The organism is Thermococcus henrietii (assembly GCF_900198835.1).
Taxonomy (GTDB): Archaea; Methanobacteriota_B; Thermococci; order Thermococcales; family Thermococcaceae; genus Thermococcus; species Thermococcus henrietii.
Window position 1 is genome coordinate 1,416,733 of sequence record NZ_LT900021.1, and the last position, 16,276, is coordinate 1,433,008.

General features: G+C 55.5%; 17 protein-coding genes. 6 read left to right on the top strand and 11 right to left on the bottom strand.

The annotated features are described in order from the left end of the window. Positions 1-30: 30 nt before the first annotated feature. Positions 31-570: an NTP transferase domain-containing protein gene (locus CS910_RS07810; protein ID WP_099210910.1), complete on the top strand. Its 540-nt coding sequence runs from the start codon at positions 31-33 to the stop codon at positions 568-570. Further along, a complete protein-coding gene (locus CS910_RS07815) occupies positions 567-779 on the top strand; it encodes a hypothetical protein (protein ID WP_099210912.1) in 213 nt (70 codons plus the stop codon). The genes CS910_RS07810 and CS910_RS07815 overlap by 4 nt, the downstream gene beginning before the upstream one ends. Here the strand turns inward: CS910_RS07815 and CS910_RS07820 are convergent. Then, a complete protein-coding gene (locus CS910_RS07820) occupies positions 770-2,227 on the bottom strand; it encodes a cobyric acid synthase (protein WP_099210914.1) in 1,458 nt (485 codons plus the stop codon). The genes CS910_RS07815 and CS910_RS07820 overlap by 10 nt on opposite strands. Before the next feature lie 54 nt (positions 2,228-2,281). Here CS910_RS07820 and cobT point away from each other — a divergent pair, with 54 nt between their 5' ends. Next, positions 2,282-3,283: a nicotinate mononucleotide-dependent phosphoribosyltransferase CobT gene (cobT, locus tag CS910_RS07825; protein WP_099210916.1), complete on the top strand. Its 1,002-nt coding sequence runs from the start codon at positions 2,282-2,284 to the stop codon at positions 3,281-3,283. 129 nt (positions 3,284-3,412) lie between these two features. On the opposite strand, the gene CS910_RS07830 is transcribed toward cobT, so the two are convergent. The 3 genes from CS910_RS07830 to CS910_RS07840 all read right to left on the bottom strand — a co-directional run bounded on the left by CS910_RS07830 (position 3,413) and on the right by CS910_RS07840 (position 6,048). Continuing rightward, positions 3,413-3,745 carry a hypothetical protein gene (locus CS910_RS07830; RefSeq protein WP_099210918.1) on the bottom strand — a complete coding sequence of 111 codons (333 nt, stop codon included), beginning with the start codon at positions 3,743-3,745 and terminating at the stop codon, positions 3,413-3,415. Between the two features lie 67 nt (positions 3,746-3,812). Continuing rightward, complete coding sequence (locus tag CS910_RS07835; RefSeq protein WP_099210920.1) at positions 3,813-4,418, bottom strand: adenosylcobinamide amidohydrolase; 606 nt, start codon at positions 4,416-4,418, stop codon at positions 3,813-3,815. Between the two features lie 286 nt (positions 4,419-4,704). After that, positions 4,705-6,048, bottom strand: a complete 1,344-nt coding sequence (locus CS910_RS07840) for an ATP-binding protein (protein ID WP_099210922.1) — start codon at positions 6,046-6,048, stop codon at positions 4,705-4,707. Between the two features lie 114 nt (positions 6,049-6,162). Between CS910_RS07840 and CS910_RS07845 the strand changes: the two genes are divergently transcribed. Together CS910_RS07845 and CS910_RS07850 are read left to right on the top strand one after the other, a co-directional pair. Next, complete coding sequence (locus CS910_RS07845) at positions 6,163-6,351, top strand: hypothetical protein (RefSeq protein WP_099210924.1); 189 nt, start codon at positions 6,163-6,165, stop codon at positions 6,349-6,351. A gap of 56 nt (positions 6,352-6,407) precedes the next feature. Then, complete coding sequence (locus CS910_RS07850; RefSeq protein ID WP_099210926.1) at positions 6,408-8,270, top strand: hypothetical protein; 1,863 nt, start codon at positions 6,408-6,410, stop codon at positions 8,268-8,270. Between the two features lie 150 nt (positions 8,271-8,420). Here the strand turns inward: CS910_RS07850 and CS910_RS07855 are convergent, their stop codons facing one another. Together CS910_RS07855 and CS910_RS07860 are read right to left on the bottom strand one after the other, a co-directional pair. Next, positions 8,421-9,743 carry a TldD/PmbA family protein gene (locus CS910_RS07855; protein WP_099210928.1) on the bottom strand — a complete coding sequence of 441 codons (1,323 nt, stop codon included), beginning with the start codon at positions 9,741-9,743 and terminating at the stop codon, positions 8,421-8,423. 10 nt (positions 9,744-9,753) lie between these two features. Then, complete coding sequence (locus tag CS910_RS07860) at positions 9,754-11,172, bottom strand: TldD/PmbA family protein (RefSeq protein ID WP_099210930.1); 1,419 nt, start codon at positions 11,170-11,172, stop codon at positions 9,754-9,756. A gap of 150 nt (positions 11,173-11,322) precedes the next feature. Here CS910_RS07860 and CS910_RS07865 point away from each other — a divergent pair, with 150 nt between their 5' ends. Continuing rightward, complete coding sequence (locus CS910_RS07865; RefSeq protein ID WP_099212480.1) at positions 11,323-12,450, top strand: MFS transporter; 1,128 nt, start codon at positions 11,323-11,325, stop codon at positions 12,448-12,450. Between the two features lies 1 nt (position 12,451). Here the strand turns inward: CS910_RS07865 and CS910_RS07870 are convergent, their stop codons facing one another. From CS910_RS07870 to CS910_RS07890, 5 genes are all read right to left on the bottom strand, one after another. Then, positions 12,452-12,745 carry a MazG nucleotide pyrophosphohydrolase domain-containing protein gene (locus tag CS910_RS07870; protein ID WP_015858969.1) on the bottom strand — a complete coding sequence of 98 codons (294 nt, stop codon included), beginning with the start codon at positions 12,743-12,745 and terminating at the stop codon, positions 12,452-12,454. 39 nt (positions 12,746-12,784) lie between these two features. After that, a complete protein-coding gene (locus tag CS910_RS07875; protein ID WP_099210932.1) occupies positions 12,785-13,465 on the bottom strand; it encodes an aspartate/glutamate racemase family protein in 681 nt (226 codons plus the stop codon). A 114-nt stretch (positions 13,466-13,579) separates the two neighbouring features. Then, on the bottom strand, positions 13,580-14,386 hold the full coding sequence (locus CS910_RS07880; RefSeq protein WP_099210934.1) for a mechanosensitive ion channel family protein: 807 nt from the start codon (positions 14,384-14,386) through the stop codon (positions 13,580-13,582). Between the two features lie 64 nt (positions 14,387-14,450). After that, the gene (coaBC, locus tag CS910_RS07885; protein ID WP_099210936.1) at positions 14,451-15,656 is read right to left on the bottom strand and encodes a bifunctional phosphopantothenoylcysteine decarboxylase/phosphopantothenate--cysteine ligase CoaBC; all 1,206 of its coding nucleotides are present in this window, start codon (positions 15,654-15,656) and stop codon (positions 14,451-14,453) included. A 47-nt stretch (positions 15,657-15,703) separates the two neighbouring features. Further along, complete coding sequence (locus tag CS910_RS07890; RefSeq protein WP_099210938.1) at positions 15,704-16,222, bottom strand: hypothetical protein; 519 nt, start codon at positions 16,220-16,222, stop codon at positions 15,704-15,706. Between the last annotated feature and the right edge of the window lie 54 nt (positions 16,223-16,276).

A 16,276-nucleotide genomic window follows, 5' to 3' on the forward strand; every position in this document is an offset into this window, starting at 1 on the left:
CGATGTGTATGCACTCGCCAGGGGTTTCCCATGATAGTTATCATGGCCGGCGGGCGTTCCAGCAGGATGGGGAGGGAAAAGCCTGTCCTGAAGGTCGGCGGAGTGCCGATGCTACTCCGCGTTTATAGCGAGGCTGAGAAGGTCGGTGAGACAGTCGTTGCCCTCTCCAAGAGCACGCCGAAAACGAGGGAGCTGTGCCTCCGCGAGGGGATTCCCTTCGTTGAGACGCCTGGAAACGGCTACGTTGAGGACGTTAAGTGGCTCCTCCGCAAGTTCGGGCCATTTATCAGCGTCTCCGCGGATTTGCCCTTCGTCAAGGCGAACGACATAGCGCGGATTTCAGGGGCCTTTGATAGAAAAACGAGCCTGACGGGGGTTCTACCGCTAAAGCTGGTTCCGAAGGATGTGAAGCCCGTCGTTTACAGGGGCTACGCGATAGTTGGCCTTAACGCCGTTGGAACCGAGGGCGAGCGGTTCTTCGAGCTGAGAAACCCGCTGCTCGCTTTGAACGTCAACACGCCGGAAGAGTTAAAGCTCGCAGAGAAGATAGCGGGGCTGGTGGGAAGATGAGAAGGAGCGAGGTTAAAGGGGCGGTGGCCTTTTTCCTCTTCCTAGCACTCGCCGTGCTGTTCCTCCTTGGCTTTCTGCTCTTTGCGGTAGTGTTAATCGCGGTCGGTCTGCTGGTCTTCCTCGGCTTCTACGTCTACATCCGCCTGAAGCTCTGGTGGGCAAGGAGGCATCCGCCGAAGGAGCTGGAGAGGCCGGAGGATTATTTCTGAAGTCCAAGCTCCCCCAAAATCCTCCCAACGTCGAGGTTCTCCTCAACAACTCTTGCAAACCTCTCGATTTCTCCCTCGATGCTCCAGCGCTCAACTGATATCGGCTCAAGGCCCTTCTCCACCCTCAAGAAGTTGAGGAAGCGCTCCGTGAAGGCGAAGTTGTGGAAGATTCCGTGCAGGTAAGTCCCGAAGGCCCTCTCGCCTATCGCCCCCTCAGGCTCGAAGGTTTTGGCGCCGTTAATAGCCTTTATCACCGAGAACGGCCTCTCCGAGACGCTCCTTCCGAAGCGTATCTCGTAACCCTCGACGGCCGTTCCTTTAGCGGGCCCCCATAGAACCTCAGCCTTGAGGTGGTTCGTCCTCTTGGTTTTCTCGAAGACGGTCTTGGCTGGGAGAAGGCCCATTCCCCTCACGGTTCCGCGCTTGGACTCGACGGTGTCGATAATCTTCTCCCCCAGCATCTGGAAGCCGCCGCAGATTCCAACGACGAACGCTCCCTCGCGGTGGGCCTCGATTATAGCGTCCTCAAAGCCTTCTCTTCTCAACCAGAGCAAATCCTCGACCGTGTTCTTGCTTCCGGGGATTATTATCACGTCTCCATTGAGCTCCTCCGGCTTCGTCACGTAGTCAACGCCGTTCGCCCAGTGCAGGGGCTCGAAGTCCGTGAAGTTGCTTATGTGGGGGAGCTTGATTATCTGTATGTGGAGCTCGCCCTTCACCTTGGGGAACTCCGTCAGGGAGTCCTCCTCGGGAAGGCGGTGCTCGACGTAGGGGATAACGCCGAGGGTCGGCTTCCCGTAGCGTTTTTTGAGGTAATCAAAGCCCGGCTTTAGGAGGGAAGCGTCCCCGCGGAACTTGTTGAAGACGAAGCCGATTATCGCATCTCTCTCCTCCGGCCTTAAAAGCTCCATCTTGCCTACTATCGAGGCAAAGCTTCCTCCCCGGTCTATATCGGTAACAAGGATTCCCTTCGCCTTTGCGTGGAGCATGACGCGCGTGTTGGCTATGTCATAGTCCCTGAGGTTAATCTCGACAGGACTGCCGGCCCCCTCGATTATGACGAGGTCGTGGTTCTCCTTCAGCTCGTCCAGAACGGCCATCGCCTTCCTGAAGAGTTCTTCCTTCCGCGAGAGCATGTAGTCCCTTGCAGAAACGCTCCCAATAGGCTTTCCCATGAAGACAACCTGGCTCCTCATATTTCCTTCTGGTTTGAGCAGAACCGGGCTAAACTTCACGCTCGGCTTTTTTCGGCACGCTATCGCCTGCAGATACTGTGCCCTGCTTATCTCACCGCCCTCGATGCTCGGTGCGGAGTTGAGGCTCATGTTTTGGCTCTTGAAGGGGACGACGTCGTAGCCCAGGTTCGAGAAAATCCTGCATAAGGCCGTAACGAGGAGCGACTTACCTGCTCCTGAGGACGTTCCGAGAACCATTAGCGCTTTTCCCATCTCCAACCCCAAAGCCTATAAGCGGGACTGGATAAAAACTCCACGGTGGTTGGAATGGAGAGCCTCTTCCTTCTCGTTCTGGGCAACACGGAGATAAGCACCGTGCCTGGAATAAGCATGGCCGGAGCGACGCCTGAACTGACGAAACTGACACCGGTGGCCGACGCGGAGTATCTATTCCACGAGAAGCCCCTGACGATTGACGTAATCCCTGTAACGCCTGAGGGCCACCCGACGCCGGCCATAATCACCAAAGCCGCGAGGGAGCTCGCCAGCTTCCCGGTTCTCGTCGTCAGGGGTGGAACTTATCTTGCCCCGCTCGTCCCGCACGTCCACATCAGCGATGCCGTCGGGCGGGACTTCAGGAAGGAGCCGGCACTTCCGGAGTTCGGCGACATAATCAAGCGCGCCAAGCTCTTCGGTGAGGAGCTGAACAAGACACCGGTGAAGGAGCTCGTAATCGGCGAATCGACGCCGGGAGGAACGACAACCGCTCAGGCCGTCCTATGGGCGCTCGGCTACGAGGCGAGAACCAGCTCGGCCTCACCGGACAATCCCCAGAGCCTGAAGGAGAAAGTCATCGCCGAGGCGTTCGAAAGGGCGGGAATTGAGAAAGGTCAGCTGAGGGACAACCCCCTCGAAGCCCTCAGGCAGTTCGGCGACCCGATGATGGCGACGGTAATCGGTATTGCGCTCGGCTTTAGGGGGAACATCGTTTTAGCGGGCGGGACGCAGATGCTGGCAGTTTCGGCGCTTCTCAAGGCTCTCGGCGAGGATTTAAGCAGGTTCATGATTGCCACAACCAAGTGGGTCGCCAACGATAAGAGCGCAACCTTCCTCGAGACGGCGAAGGAAATCGGAATAGTGACCTATTCGGCCGATTTGGACTTCTCGAAGAGCGAATTCAAGGGGTTGAGGGACTACGAAAAGGGCTACGTCAAGGAGGGCGTTGGAGCGGGAGGCGCGACGTGGCTGGCCGTTAAAGCCGGCTTCTCGCCGGAAGAAGTCAGCGCGAAGGTTGAGGAGCTGTACAGAAGGCTCATGGAGATGGGGTGAGTTCTCGCAGGAGTTCAGCTTTTATTTATCCAGCTTTTCCGACTTTTATAAGGTTAGAAACGTCAGTACTCAAACATTAATAGGAGGCGGAACTGTTTAACCCTTCCCGCATCACGGAAGCACGGCACTTCAAACCCCCGGTTCTCGCGCGCGCTCCCCATTCAGGGCGTCTATCGCGTGGATAAGCACGAAGGCGAGGGCAGAGACAGCAGCAACCCCCGCGGCCGGCCGGGAGCGCTCCGCGAGGAGGGCCGCGGGAATGGCAAAGGCGTAGAGAAGGGCAACGTCGAGAAGTGCCTTCTTCAGGTGTAGCTTCCGCCCAACGAGCGCGCCGATGTTGATGAGGATGTATCCTAACGCAAGTATCGTGCCGGCGTAGAGGGGAAGCAGGGCAACGCCTCTGCTTGAGCCCACGAGGTAGTAGAAGATTGCTCCGATGGCGATTGCTCTCGCGACGTTCACCAGTAACCGCCGCAAATGTCCCCACCGATGAAGCATTACAAAAAGAAGTATTTAAATCTTTTTCCGGTTAGTATGCCTGGCGGTAGCCCAACATCTCGTCCCCCTCCCACTTTCTTAAACTCTCCTCAAGCGCCCTCCTAACCGCCCTGCCGATGTTGAGGCCGAGTTTCGTCGCCGTTCCCGCCCACTCCGTTTCGCCCTCGAGGGCAAAAACCCCGATGCCGTCGCTCGTCGTCCCGGTGGCATTGTATCCGAGGCTCAGGAGGGTGTAGGTTTTTGCCTCCGTCGCAGTCATTATCGCGTTCGCCATCGCGCCGACCGTAAGGCCTTCTTTGATGACAAGGGCGATGTTTATCGTTCCCGGCTTCCACGGTGGCGGCTCTTCGCCTGCTATTGCCGGGTTGGTTATTCCTGCGGTAACGTAGGCAGTAACGCTCCCGCTCCTCGAAACCGAGAGCACCTTGCCGATGTCTGCGGCCGTCATGAAGCCGACGAAGTTTTTCAAACCGTTTTCGCGCTCGAAGGCGAGGCAGTCGGCTTTGTAGTCGCCGGAGTAGTTCTTGGGAACCTTCATAAAGAAGAAGCCGTTTGCCCGGGTTAAACCTCCCCTGTGGGGCGCGTTGCTGAGCGAAAGCATCGGCTTCTCGAAGGGCAGGATGAAGTGGTCGGACATGGCATCACCCTCTGTTTTGACCGGTTAGTTTTACCATCCTCAAGGTCCCAGACTAATCGGTCTTCGACTTTTAGGGATTCTCCCCTCAATGCGCCTGTCAGTCGACTCCTGACCTCCTCCCCCGACCTTTCAGCCCCACAGGCTCGGCCTTTCTCTCAAAGGTCATAGGATTCCCATTGCTTTCCTCTCGTTCGACTCCTTCCACCTGACCTCACCGAAAAGCACCTTCTTCGCCCGTTCAAGGCAACCCTTCCAAAGAGCTTATCTCTCAAGGCTTCCCTCAACGTCAGAGCACGGCGTCGAAGTCACGCAAATCCCAGACGTGGTAGCTTTCATTATTGAGTCCTTCCTTTCCTTCCACTCTCTTCGCAATCAACCCGTAGCCCTTTTCCCATCCATCAAGACCTACAAGCTCCGCCTTTCTTTTTAAATCTTTCAAAATCCCCCGCGCTTCCCTCTCACACAAGTCCTTCCACTTAACCTCGACAAAGAGCGCCCGCTTCTCCCGCTCGTTCAAAGCAACAAGGTCAATTTCCTCCCCCTTCCTCCACCAGCGGCCAATTTTTGTAAAGCGGAACGGCAGCTTTCCAGCTTTATTGAGTTCGACGAGGAACTGCTTGGCAACTTTCTCAAACACCGGGCCGAGGTAGTGGGTGTAGTCCCGCTTAATCTCCCCGATGTCAAAGACCCCCTCCTCGATGGCCGAGAGGTTTGGATATATGAAGCGGAACCAGAAGACGAGGAAGTTGTCAGCCACGTAGTAGCGGCCCCTCTTCGAGTTCGGTTTTTCGGTTACCGGAACCTCCCTAACGACGAGGCCAGTCTCGATTAGGTTTCTCAGGTAGGGGGTTACATCTGAGTGTCTCATACCGATGAAGTCTCTTATCTCCTTCGGCGTCGTTCTGCCGAGGGCTATCGCCTCAAGGATTCGCCTGTAAGTTCTCGTCTCCGTGAACTCGTACCTCAGCAGGAAATCCACCTCGTCGCGGAAGAAGCTTACCGGGTTTCTCAGCTCCCCCTCAAGCCACTTCCAGAAGGGCAGCCGGACCTGCATTATGTAGAACGGAATCCCATCGGTCATGCCGTAGACCTCTACGAGCTCCTCCCAGCTTGCGCGGGGAAAGAACTCCCTCAGATGGAAGAACCTCAGGGGTTTGAGCTTCATTGAGCCCGTCCTCCTCCCATAGAGGGGACTCTTGTAGCTGAGCACCTTCTCCGTCATCATGCTCACAGAGGAGCCGAGGAGGATGAGCTTCGTTTTTGAGTTCAAAAGGTCGGTGTCAATTGCCCGCTGGAAGAGACTCAAAACAGATGGGTCTTCCTTAATCAGGTTGGGAAACTCGTCGATGATTATTACCCTGCCCTTGAGGGCGTGGAGCAAACTCTCCCAGTTCTCTCCAGCGTATTTCACCTCCGGAAAAACTCTGCTCGCCGTTTCTCGAAAGTGCCTCAGGTTGTCCCCCTCAACGGCCAGGTAATAAACGTGAGGGACGTCTTTAACGGCTTCGAGAACGAGACGAGTCTTTCCGACGCGCCTCCGGCCGTAGATAACGATTAGCTCAAAGTTCTCGCCCGAGAGCCGTTCTCTCAGTGCCCTAAGCTCCTCCTCCCTGTCAACGAACCGAACCATGTGATAATCACCGTTATGATAATCTTAATTATCACTTTAAACATTTCGCCCCGGCCGCAAGCCTTTTATAACTGCGGGACGTATTGAGGTCATCACGATGATGAAGTGGTAACAATGTTAAGACACCAGATGAGCGTTGGTCTGCTCTGTGCGGCAGCGGGCCAAGCAGTGGGTACGCTGGCGGAGTGGAGCCATGTGAACCCCAACGCGGACAGGTACATAACGGTGGAAGGAAACCTGGCAGATGGATTGACAATAGTGGCAAAGGCGGGAGGAGGGCAGTGGACGATTAAGCTGGGGTGATCCCCTTCTTTTTTATACTACTGAAGTGTAGTTAAGAGTAGGTGAGGTGGAAAAGAATGGTGCCGGTACCTGACAAATTGTACAATAAAAGAGTAGGAAGGCCCAGCGAGCACATTCACGAAGGAGATGCGTTAGCAACTTGCTGCCCGGACTGGCACGGTCTCGTGCTCCCTCCGCTAAAGGAGGCCGCAAAGAAAGACTGGAGAGGGATATGGGGAGACGTCTATAGTCCAGACTACACGGCCGCGGAGAAAGAACAGGACCGCTGGAGCTACGCCGCACTGAACGTGATGATGCGCACGCTCCTGAAGAAGAAGTACGATCCGGGCCACTGGCTCTATGTGTCACGGCCAGTGGATGAAGCTCTTCGTCACGTTAAGAAAGAAGATAAAGAGATATACTCAGGAAAACCGTTCTGGGTGTACAAGGATTTTGACGAGATTGACGTGAAGAAGGCGCTCAGGGATGTAGAGGCGTGGATGAGGGCGAATCCAGATAAATTCCCGCCAGAGGCTATAGAGGACTTTAAGAAGCTGTTCCCGGTGGCGGTAGAGGCGGCAAAACCCATTGGCAAGTTCATGAAGGTATTGGCAGAGAAGGCGCGGGAAGAGATGAAAAGAAGGGGCAATCCGCGCTATACTCCTGCAGACTACCTGAGGGACATGGTAAAGGAGCAGGGAATACCTCCGCAGCTGCACCTGCCCAACTACCTGACGCAGGAGGAGATAGAGAAGATACATCTGGCGCACAGGCTGTTGTACGAGCTCCTGGGGATGCATGCGAGGGTCATGTTTGAGAAGAAGAGCGGGATGGAGGAGCTGCTGGGAGAGGAGAGGGTCAGGGAATTGGAAGAGGAAGTGCAGCGGCTGAAGAGGGGAGAACACCTGAAGAAGATCTTCGGGGAGACACCCACGAGAAAAACCGCTGCAGTGCCAAGACCGCCTGTTGTGCAGAAGCGAACAGCGCCTCCACGGCGGGTTCAAGAAGAGAAACAAAAGACTACAACGCAGCAACCAGCGAAGAAGGTGCCATTCACCATAGATGACGTAGATATGAGTAAGGTGGAGAAGCCACAAGTTACCGGTAGAATCGTGGCGATATTCGAAGAAAGAACGTTTGCCGAAGAATTCGCATCACTCAAGGGAGGCAAAGTGATTCAGACACCCGAAGGGAAATACGCTGTTGTACTGGAAGACCGTGCAAAGCAGCAGATGTCCGGGAAACAATCTGCCCCAAAACCATCGGAGGGCCTAAAAGGAGGGGATACAGCGGAGAAAGAAACGCACACACCAGCGAAGCCTAAAAGGCACTGGGTTGAAGAGGTGTTGGGAGTTCCAAAGGGACTGATAAAGAGGCATCCCGAGACCGGCTATGAATACGTGGAGAAGGATGGGAAGATTATCGTGCTGCCAACTAAGGACCCCCGGGAGCTGGGAATGAAGGGGCCAGATCCTGCCAAGTCCGCGATTTTTAAGATAGTCCTGCCCTCAATTGTCGCGCACAGCAAAAAGCCTGCCGAAGAAATTCTGGAGCTTGCTAAGATATACAAAGAACTGGAAGAGGAAATACGGGCGGGAAAAATAAAATCAGAGAATGAGGTGAAAGAACAAACGAAGAAAAAAATCAAAGAGCTTGAACAAAAAGGTTACACCACGGCCAGCGTACAGGCAGGATTCCTCACTCAATCTGTTTGGAGCGGACTTGAAAAAAGTATAGAAATGGAGCACGTTGCGGGGGAATACAGATATATCGCGCTAGTGCTGTACGACGCAGCGAAACTTGTTAATGATATGCTCAAAAATCCGGAGAAGTACGGCCTGAAAAAGAGAAACCTAGAAAAGGCACTATACAGAGGCTCGGCGTCAGAGAAGATATTCAAGAAATACATAGTCGGTAGATACCTCAGATTCCACGGATAAAACAACTTCCTCCGGAGCTCGGACAGTAGGCGAAAGCCGCCCTTACCTTCGGCTCGAAGAACAGCACTGGTTTCATGGTACCACCATGACGGGTAGGTAGAAGGATAAAAAACATTTCCCATACAAAAATAGGGAAATTGACGGCGAAGCTCACTTCGTCGCCCTCGTTATTCCAACGTCCTTGACGAGGACGTAGGGCGTAATGACAGGCCTCGAAACCTCCCACCAGTGCACCTGGAACGGCTCGTTGCCTATGGCAACTACGTTGCTCAGAATCCTCTGAAGGTTGTCGCTGACGCGGATGTTCCTTATCGGCTTGAACTCGCCGTTCTCGACCAGGAAGATTCCGTCGCGTGGTATCGTCGAGAAGTCGCCGGTCACGTAGTTCTGGAATCTGGTGTACCAGACGTTGGTGATGTAGATGCCCCGCTTAACCTCGCTGAACAGCTCTGCCTTGGAGTAGTCGCCGGGCTCGAGGACGAGGTTCCAGGGTCTCGGCATTATCAAGCCGGCGTTGGCGGTTGTCTCCGTTCCGTACTTCTTGGCGAGGCTCGTGTTGAGGAGGAACGTCTTGAATGTCCCGTTCTCTATGACGGTGGTTTCCCTCGTCGGAACGCCCTCGTCGTCGAACTTCCTCGTGCCGTAGCCGTTGGGCAGGTTTCCAACGTCCTTGAGCGTTACCAGCTCGCTCGCGACCTTCTGGCCCAGCTTTCCGGTCAGGAACGAGAAGCCCGCCTCGGCCGCGTAGGCTGAGAGCATGAAGCCCATGTAGCTGAGCAGGTTCGCGAAAGCGAGCGGGTCGAAGATGACATCGAACCTTCCCTCAGGCCCCTGAACCGGGTCCTTGGCCATGTGGGCAATCTCGCCGGCCTTCCTTCCTGCCAATTCGGGGTCGAACTTCTTCAAAACCCTCGCGGAGCACGTCCCGTGTCCGCTCTCAAGGTCGCCCACGAAGGCCCTGACGCTTATCTCTATCCCCGTCCCCTCGTCAAAGGCTTCCACCCCGTTGCTCGTGGTCAGGTAAAGCCTGTTGTGGTCGGTGTAGAGAACCCCTGCCACGCGCTTGGCACCTTCGCTCAGGGCGGTGTTTATGGCAATCTCGACGTAGTCGTTCGGCTCGTCGAGCTCAACTATCGCCTTATCGAAGGTCTCGGGGATGTCTTTATACTGGAACGGCCCCTCGGCGATGCCGTAGTAGTCCTCCTTGGGCGAGAGGTTCTCGATGTTCTTCTTGAGGGTCTTCAAAACCCGCTCAACGTTCTCCTCGCTCAGCTCGGTTATGGTTGTGCTCGCTATCCTCTTGTCCTTCTCGACGAAGAGTTCAACCTTCCTCTCGTGCCAGTGCTTGGCAACGGTAATCTCGTTGTTGGCAAAGCGCACCTGCCTACGGTTCGTTTCGTAGCTCAGAACGACGACGTCGCCGAAGCCAAGCTCTTCAGCCTTCTTGAGTATGAACTCGTTAAGCTCGAACATCGCCACCACCTCACGGCCTCCTCAGCGGTATGTCCCTAAGCCTCGCGTGCGCTCCGCCCATCCAGACGGGGACGCCCTGTCCCGGCTCGCCCTTGCCACAGGTTCCGGGGTAGAACTCAACCTCCTTACCAACGGCGTCAACACTGCTCCACAAAGCTCTCGTGGTTATCTCGAGGATTGGCCTCCTGACCGGGTGTTTTATCTCTCCGTTCTCGATGAGATAAGCTTCCCTGCCGATGTACCTCTGCTGGTAGCGCCTGTCGTCTATGTTCCACTCGTTGAAGGACACCATGTAGACGCCGAGCTTTACGTCCTCAATCAGCTCCTCGAAGGAGTGGTCACCGGGGGCTAAGTAAGTGTTGGCCATCCTCACTATCGGCTCGCGGTTGTAGTTTATCGCCCTCGCGGCCGCGTTCGAGCGCTGGCCGAGCTTTCTGGCGTACTCCCTGTTGGTTAGGAACTCGGTTATGATTCCGTTCCTTATGAGGTATCTCGGGCGAGCCTTAACGCCCTCGTCGTCATACAGATAGAAGCCCCAGCTGTTCGGAATCGTCGGGTCGTCTATGACAGTGACTACCTCGCTCCCGATTCTCTCGCCGAGCATATCGGGCTTGACAAAGCTCTCCCCTGCCTGCGCCGCCTCCCTTCCGAAAATCCTGTCGGACTCGTAGGGGTGGCCGACGCTTTCGTGAACCGCTATACCAGCAACTTCCGGGCTTATGACGAGGTCAACCCTTCCCTCCGGTGGCTTCTTGCCCTCGGTTATGAGCCTCTTCAGGGCTTTGACGTCCTTCACCGCCCAGTTCCAAGGCTCGTCCCTCTCGATTAGCTCAAAACCGCCGGAGAAGGCCCTCTGGACGAAGGGCGCCTGCTCCATCTGGCCGTTCTCGAAGACGACGAGGTTGTAGACAACGGAAACGCGCGGGATTTTGCTCTTCACGTAGGCGCCTTCGCTGTTGACGAAGACCTTCTTCCAGAGCTGGTCGGAGTACATTAAATAGCGCATCGGCACGTTGACACCGGTGGCCTTGACTTCCTCCTCGATTTTCCTGAGGATTTCGAGCTTCTCTTCAGGGGAAATGTCGCGGAAGTCCTTCTTCATCTTGACCTTGTAGGAAACGCGGTGGAAGTCCTCCTCGCTGAACTCAATCGGCTCGTTTCTAACCTGGGAAGCCGCTTTCGCCAGCTTGACGGCCCTCTTAACGGCCTCGGCAACGCTTTCCCTTGTCAGAACGTTCGTGCTCGCGAACCCCATTCCGCCGTCGGCGAGAACCCTTATCCCGATTCCCCTGTCGGCCTCAATGTCCATTCCCTCGGGAGAACCGTTCTTCATGGCCAGGTGAGTCCCGCTCTTCTCCTCGTAGCGGGCCTCGGCGTAGCTGGCCCCAAGCTCAAGGGCCTTTTCGACCGCGAACTCCAAAAGCTCCATGCACATCACCTCGGATTACTGCATAGAATAGTTCACGGAGGAGTATAAAAGTCTTTTCGTTCAGATGGCGGTCGAAAGGAAGCGCAACTTGAGCAGGTGCACCAACTCGGAAAACGAAAACGTTTAATGAAAAAACCCGCACCTTTCACCATGGACTACGTGGGGCGGTTCTACCTCTCAAGCCTCCTTCACCTGACGTTCTACTCGGGCTTCTACCTAATCTACCTCCGGAGCCTCGGCCTCACCGACGGGCAGATTGGCCTCCTCATCGGCCTCTCGCTCGTTCTCGTGGCCCTGCTTGAGGTTCCAACTGGAGTGGTCGCAGATAAAATCTCGAAGAAGGCGAGCGTCCTTCTCTCTAAACTCCTGCTGGTTCCCGGGACGCTCCTCCTCTACCTAGCGCACTCCTTTACAGGCGTTCTCATCGCAACCCTCTTTAATTCACTCGCGCTGGCCTTCCTAACCGGTGCGGAAACCGGCTGGCTCTACGAACTCCTTTCCAGAGACGGAAGGGAAAGCGAGTATCCAATGATTTACGGAAGGTTGAGGTCGTTTGAGATGGCCGGAGGCTTCGTCGAAGCCGTTAGCGGAGGCTTCATTGCTCACTCCTTCGACATGCGTTTCGCGGTTCTCCTGAGCGTCCCCTTCGCGCTCCTCTCGGCGCTAATCCTCGCCACGGTTCCAGCAGACACCGCGAGAAGTGGAGCTTCCTACGGTAGGCACCTGCTCGAAAGCCTCCGCTTCGTTAGAAACTCCCCGGAAATTCTCAGGCTTTTCGTCTACGCGAACCTCATCGGGCTTCCCCTAACGGCTTTCACGTCCTTCATGCAGCTCTACTTTTACGCCGTCATCGCTTCCGTTATAATAGTCTCGTGGATTTCCGCCGGCTACACTTTGATAGGCGGAATCTCGTGGTACGTTGACTTTGGTGAAAAGCTCAGGACCGTCATCTACAAGTGGTCTCCGGTTTTAATTCCCTCCCTAACCCTCCTCGCGGGGGTGAACGGCTGCCTCGGCTTCCCCACGCTGGTTTTTGGGAGCCTCTTCTTCGCCCAGGCGTTCAAGGAGTGGCAGGGCCGATTTCAGAGGACCATTCCCGACGAGAAGAGGGCAACAATCGGCTCGTTCTACTCGCTGTTCACGGCGACGCTGAGCGGAGGGTTAAACGCTTTGGCCGGCTGGCTCTACGGGCGCGTTGGGATAATGAAGGGTCTCGTTCTGCTGTCCATCGTTTTCCTCCTGCTCGGAGCAGGAACAGCCCTGAAAAAAGACATATAAGTCAGAACTTCTCCTCACACTCGCACGGCTTCTTCCCGCAGTAGGGGCAGACGCCCGGATATTTTTTCTTCGCGGCCTCCTCAAGGTCAACGCCGAGAAGGTTGGCTAAACTCGCGAGCCAAGCTAAGACGTCGGCAAATTCTTCCTCCATAGCCTCGCGGTCGTTCTTCCTTATCGCCTCGCTCAGCTCTCCAACTTCCTCGACGAACCAGAGGAAGGTTCTCTCAACGCCCCTCTTCGAGTCCTTGTGGAAGTAGATTTCCCTAATCATCTCCTGAAATTCCCTGAGCTCCATTCTCTCACCCGGGGAAAGGGAAGAAGAGGGCCTTAAAAATCACTCGCTCGCGAGGTCGATGAGCTTGCGCATATGAATGTCGACTGTGTCGAAAACCTCGGCATCGACGTCTCCGGCCTTAACGATGAGGGGAAGCTCCGTGCAACCGAGGATGACCCCCTCGATGCCCTCCTCCCTGATGTAGCGGTTGATTAGGTCTATTATCCAGTCCCTGCTCGCGAAGTTGCCAAGAGCGAGCTCCTCCTTGATTATCCTCTCAACTTCCTCGATTTCCTCCGCGTTCGGCGTCAGGACTTCGAAGCCGGCCTCGCGGAGGGCGTTCTTGTAGAAGTCCGCGGTCATGGTCGTCTTCGTTCCAAGGAGGAGGACCCTTTTAACGCCCCTCTTTCTCATTTCCTCGATGAGGGCGTCGATTATGCTGACCATCGGCGTGTTAATTGCCTTCTGGACGTCGGGAAAGACTATGTGGGGCGTGTTCGCGGTCAGGGCTATTATCTCCGCCCCGGCCCGCTCAAGGGCCTTCGCCGCGTTGATGAGTATCTCCTTCCTGCCATCCCAGCCCCTCGGGTTGTCCACGAACTCCTTGAAGTTTATGGAGTATATTATCAGCTCGGGATAAACGTTGGGCTCGAAGCGCTCCCTGCTGACCTCAAGGTACTTCCTGTAATAATAGCAGGTCGACTCCGGGGTCGTTCCTCCTATAAGGCCTATCTTCTTCATCCGGCTTCACCGGAAGTAGTAAACCGGGGTTGATATGAACCTTTTGGTTTAAAACGAAAGGTTTGAGAAGGGACCCGCACACAAACTGCGGGAAAAGGAGGAAAAATACGAAAATCATTCGTTCTTCAAGTGGACGTCGAGCTGCGGGAACGGAATCTCTATGCCCTCCCGGGTGTAGAGCTCGTAGATTCCCCTCGTGAGGTCGCCCTTGACGGCCCAGTAGTCCTCCGTCTTGGTCCAGGCGCGGAGCTGGAGGTTTATCGAGGAGTCCGCGAGGGCCGTTATGACGACGCTTGGCTCCGGATCGCTGAGAACCTTCGGGTGGCTCTTCATGAGGTCCATCGCGAGCTTTATCGCCCTGTCGAGGTCGGTCCCGTAGGCGACGCCTATGTCAACGTTCACCCTCCTCGTGGGCATCCTCGTGTAGTTGGTTATGACGCTCCCCCAGACGAGCTTGTTGGGGATCGTTATCAGCTTGTTGTCAGGCGTCAGGAGTTCGGTTCCCATCAGGCCGATTTTATTTACCTTGCCAGTTTTGCCCGCGACCTCCACGACCTCCCCTATGTCAACGGGCCTCAGCGCGGCGAGCCAGACGCCGGCGGCGAGGTTGGTCAGCGTGTCCTGCAGACCGAAGCCGAGGATTAGGCCTACCACCGCCGACAGACCGAGGATTACCGGCGATACCGAGATTCCAACGGCCCCGAGGGCCACGATGAGGACGATGAGGTAGAGGCCAATGGCCAGAAACCTGCCGAGGAACTCGACGACCAGCGGCGGGAGCTTGGTCTTTCTGAGGGTCCGCTTGAAGGCCCCTACGACGGCTCTCGCAATGACGTAACCCACGATGAGAATTGCGAGAGCAGAAATCAGCTGAAACGGCGTCACCCCAACGTAGGGGAGCGCCTGGTTTAGGTTCACCATACCAACGACCTCCATACGAAGTTTTATCAAGAAAGGTGGGAAAAAGGACTTAAAAAGGTTCGGGTTAGATAAGGCGCTCAACCTCATCCCAGAGCCGCTCAGCAAGCTCGCGCTTGTCCATTCTCGGGAGCTTCTTAACACCATCGTGGGTGACGAGAAATACCTCATTCTCCTCGCTTCCGAACGCTTTGAGAGTGTTGGCAACGACGATGTCGCTTCCCGCGCGTTCAATCTGCTTTCTGGCTTCTTCGATGAGCTTATCCTCGCTCGTCTCGGCCTTGAAGCCCACGAGGAATACGTCTGGCTGAAGCTCTTTAACGCGGTCTATTACCTTCGGCGTCGGTTCGAGTTCGAGGGTAAGGCTCTTCCCGCTCTTGATTTTTTCACCGGCTTTGTTCTTAACGCGGAAGTCGCTGACTGCAGCGGCCAGAACGACGACGTCGTATTTCTTCGCCTTCAGCTCGTTCTCTATCGCCTCGAGCATCTCCTCCACCGTTTCCACTTCAATCTGGTTCTCGACGAAGCTCGGGACGCTCCCCTTCGTCCTGATGAGCGTAACCTCCGCTCCCCTGAAGTCCGCCTCTTCGGCTATTGCAACTCCCATTCTACCACTGCTCGCGTTGGTGATGTAGCGAATCGGGTCTATATACTCCCTCGTCGCGCCTGCCGTAACTAAAACGCGCTTCCCCACGAGGCTCTTGGGGTGGAGCTTCCTGATGACGCGGTAGACTATCTCGTCTATCGAAGCTACCTTCGCCTTGCCCTCCTCGAAGCGGGGGCCGATAAACTCGACGCCCAGCTTTTTGAGCTTCTCGATGTTCTCAACGACTATTGGGTGCTCGTACATGCTGGAGTGCATCGCGGGGGCTATCATAATCGGGGTGTGGGCGAAGGCAGTTGTTACAACGGTCGTGACGGGTGTGTCGTCTATGCCGCAGGCTATCTTGCTTATGGTGTTCGCCGTCGCGGGGCAGACGAGAATCAGGTCGGCCTTGTTCTCGTGGTCTCCGGCCAGCTCGACGTGCTCTATGAAGCCAGTAATCTCGGTCACGACGGGATTCCCGGTGGCGAACTCCATTGCGTAGGGGTGGATTATTTTTTGAGCGTTCTCGCTCATCACCGCGTGCACTTCCGCGCCGTGTCTTATGAGCTCCCTTGCCAGCTTGACGCACTCAACCGCGGCTATGCTCCCGGGAATCGCGAGAACGATTTTCTTGCCGACGAGCTTTCTACTTTTGGTCGCGTAAATCAGCCTAACGTGGTGAAGCATCGGAACCACCGAGAAGAGTTGGGAGGGGAGGTTAAGAAGTTGTCGAGTTAAACAAGGGCTATCTCCTTCCCCGATGAGTTCGAAACGTTCGCCCTGAGCTGGATGAAGAGTCCCCCATCAACGATTGAGCTTCTGACCTTCTCGGTTTTGAGGAGGTTCACCTTACCAATCGTCAATTTAAGCACGGTGTCTATGAGCTCCTGTGGAGCGTCCGCGGAGGTGCCAACTATTATAGTGTCTGGGTAGAACTTGCTGACGTTGTAGAACAGGAGCACGACGACTGGGTATGAGCCCGTTGAGACGTCTACCCTTAGGAGAAACGCCTCGTGAATCAACCTCGCCCCGGTTTTCTCCTCCACTATCGTGACCTCAACCGGAAGCTCCACCACCGACGCCAGTCTGAGTAGGAACCTTTCAAGCGTTCCCTTTGAGATGGTCGTCCTCACAACGACGCTCTTCGCATCGTCACGATAGTACACCCACTGGAGCTTGGCGTCCTCCCTGAGGATTACCCCCATAACGTCGTTGAGCCTCTTCACGGGAACTTCGAACTCAAGCGACATCATCTCTATCCCCTCTCAGGGGTTACTGTAACGTTAGTTTGTGAGAAAGTCGAGTTA

Bases quoted from the DNA above. Each gene is read 5' to 3' on its own strand.
- CS910_RS07810 (WP_099210910.1), top strand. From the start codon at position 31: ATGATAGTTATCATGGCCGGCGGGCGTTCCAGCAGGATGGGGAGGGAA.
- CS910_RS07815 (WP_099210912.1), top strand. From the start codon at position 567: ATGAGAAGGAGCGAGGTTAAAGGGGCGGTGGCCTTTTTCCTCTTCCTA.
- CS910_RS07820 (WP_099210914.1), bottom strand. From the start codon at position 2,227: ATGGGAAAAGCGCTAATGGTTCTCGGAACGTCCTCAGGAGCAGGTAAG.
- cobT (WP_099210916.1), top strand. From the start codon at position 2,282: ATGGAGAGCCTCTTCCTTCTCGTTCTGGGCAACACGGAGATAAGCACC.
- CS910_RS07835 (WP_099210920.1), bottom strand. From the start codon at position 4,418: ATGTCCGACCACTTCATCCTGCCCTTCGAGAAGCCGATGCTTTCGCTC.
- CS910_RS07840 (WP_099210922.1), bottom strand. From the start codon at position 6,048: ATGGTTCGGTTCGTTGACAGGGAGGAGGAGCTTAGGGCACTGAGAGAA.
- CS910_RS07845 (WP_099210924.1), top strand. From the start codon at position 6,163: ATGTTAAGACACCAGATGAGCGTTGGTCTGCTCTGTGCGGCAGCGGGC.
- CS910_RS07850 (WP_099210926.1), top strand. From the start codon at position 6,408: ATGGTGCCGGTACCTGACAAATTGTACAATAAAAGAGTAGGAAGGCCC.
- CS910_RS07855 (WP_099210928.1), bottom strand. From the start codon at position 9,743: ATGTTCGAGCTTAACGAGTTCATACTCAAGAAGGCTGAAGAGCTTGGC.
- CS910_RS07860 (WP_099210930.1), bottom strand. From the start codon at position 11,172: ATGGAGCTTTTGGAGTTCGCGGTCGAAAAGGCCCTTGAGCTTGGGGCC.
- CS910_RS07865 (WP_099212480.1), top strand. From the start codon at position 11,323: ATGGACTACGTGGGGCGGTTCTACCTCTCAAGCCTCCTTCACCTGACG.
- CS910_RS07870 (WP_015858969.1), bottom strand. From the start codon at position 12,745: ATGGAGCTCAGGGAATTTCAGGAGATGATTAGGGAAATCTACTTCCAC.
- CS910_RS07875 (WP_099210932.1), bottom strand. From the start codon at position 13,465: ATGAAGAAGATAGGCCTTATAGGAGGAACGACCCCGGAGTCGACCTGC.
- CS910_RS07880 (WP_099210934.1), bottom strand. From the start codon at position 14,386: ATGGTGAACCTAAACCAGGCGCTCCCCTACGTTGGGGTGACGCCGTTT.
- coaBC (WP_099210936.1), bottom strand. From the start codon at position 15,656: ATGCTTCACCACGTTAGGCTGATTTACGCGACCAAAAGTAGAAAGCTC.
- CS910_RS07890 (WP_099210938.1), bottom strand. From the start codon at position 16,222: ATGATGTCGCTTGAGTTCGAAGTTCCCGTGAAGAGGCTCAACGACGTT.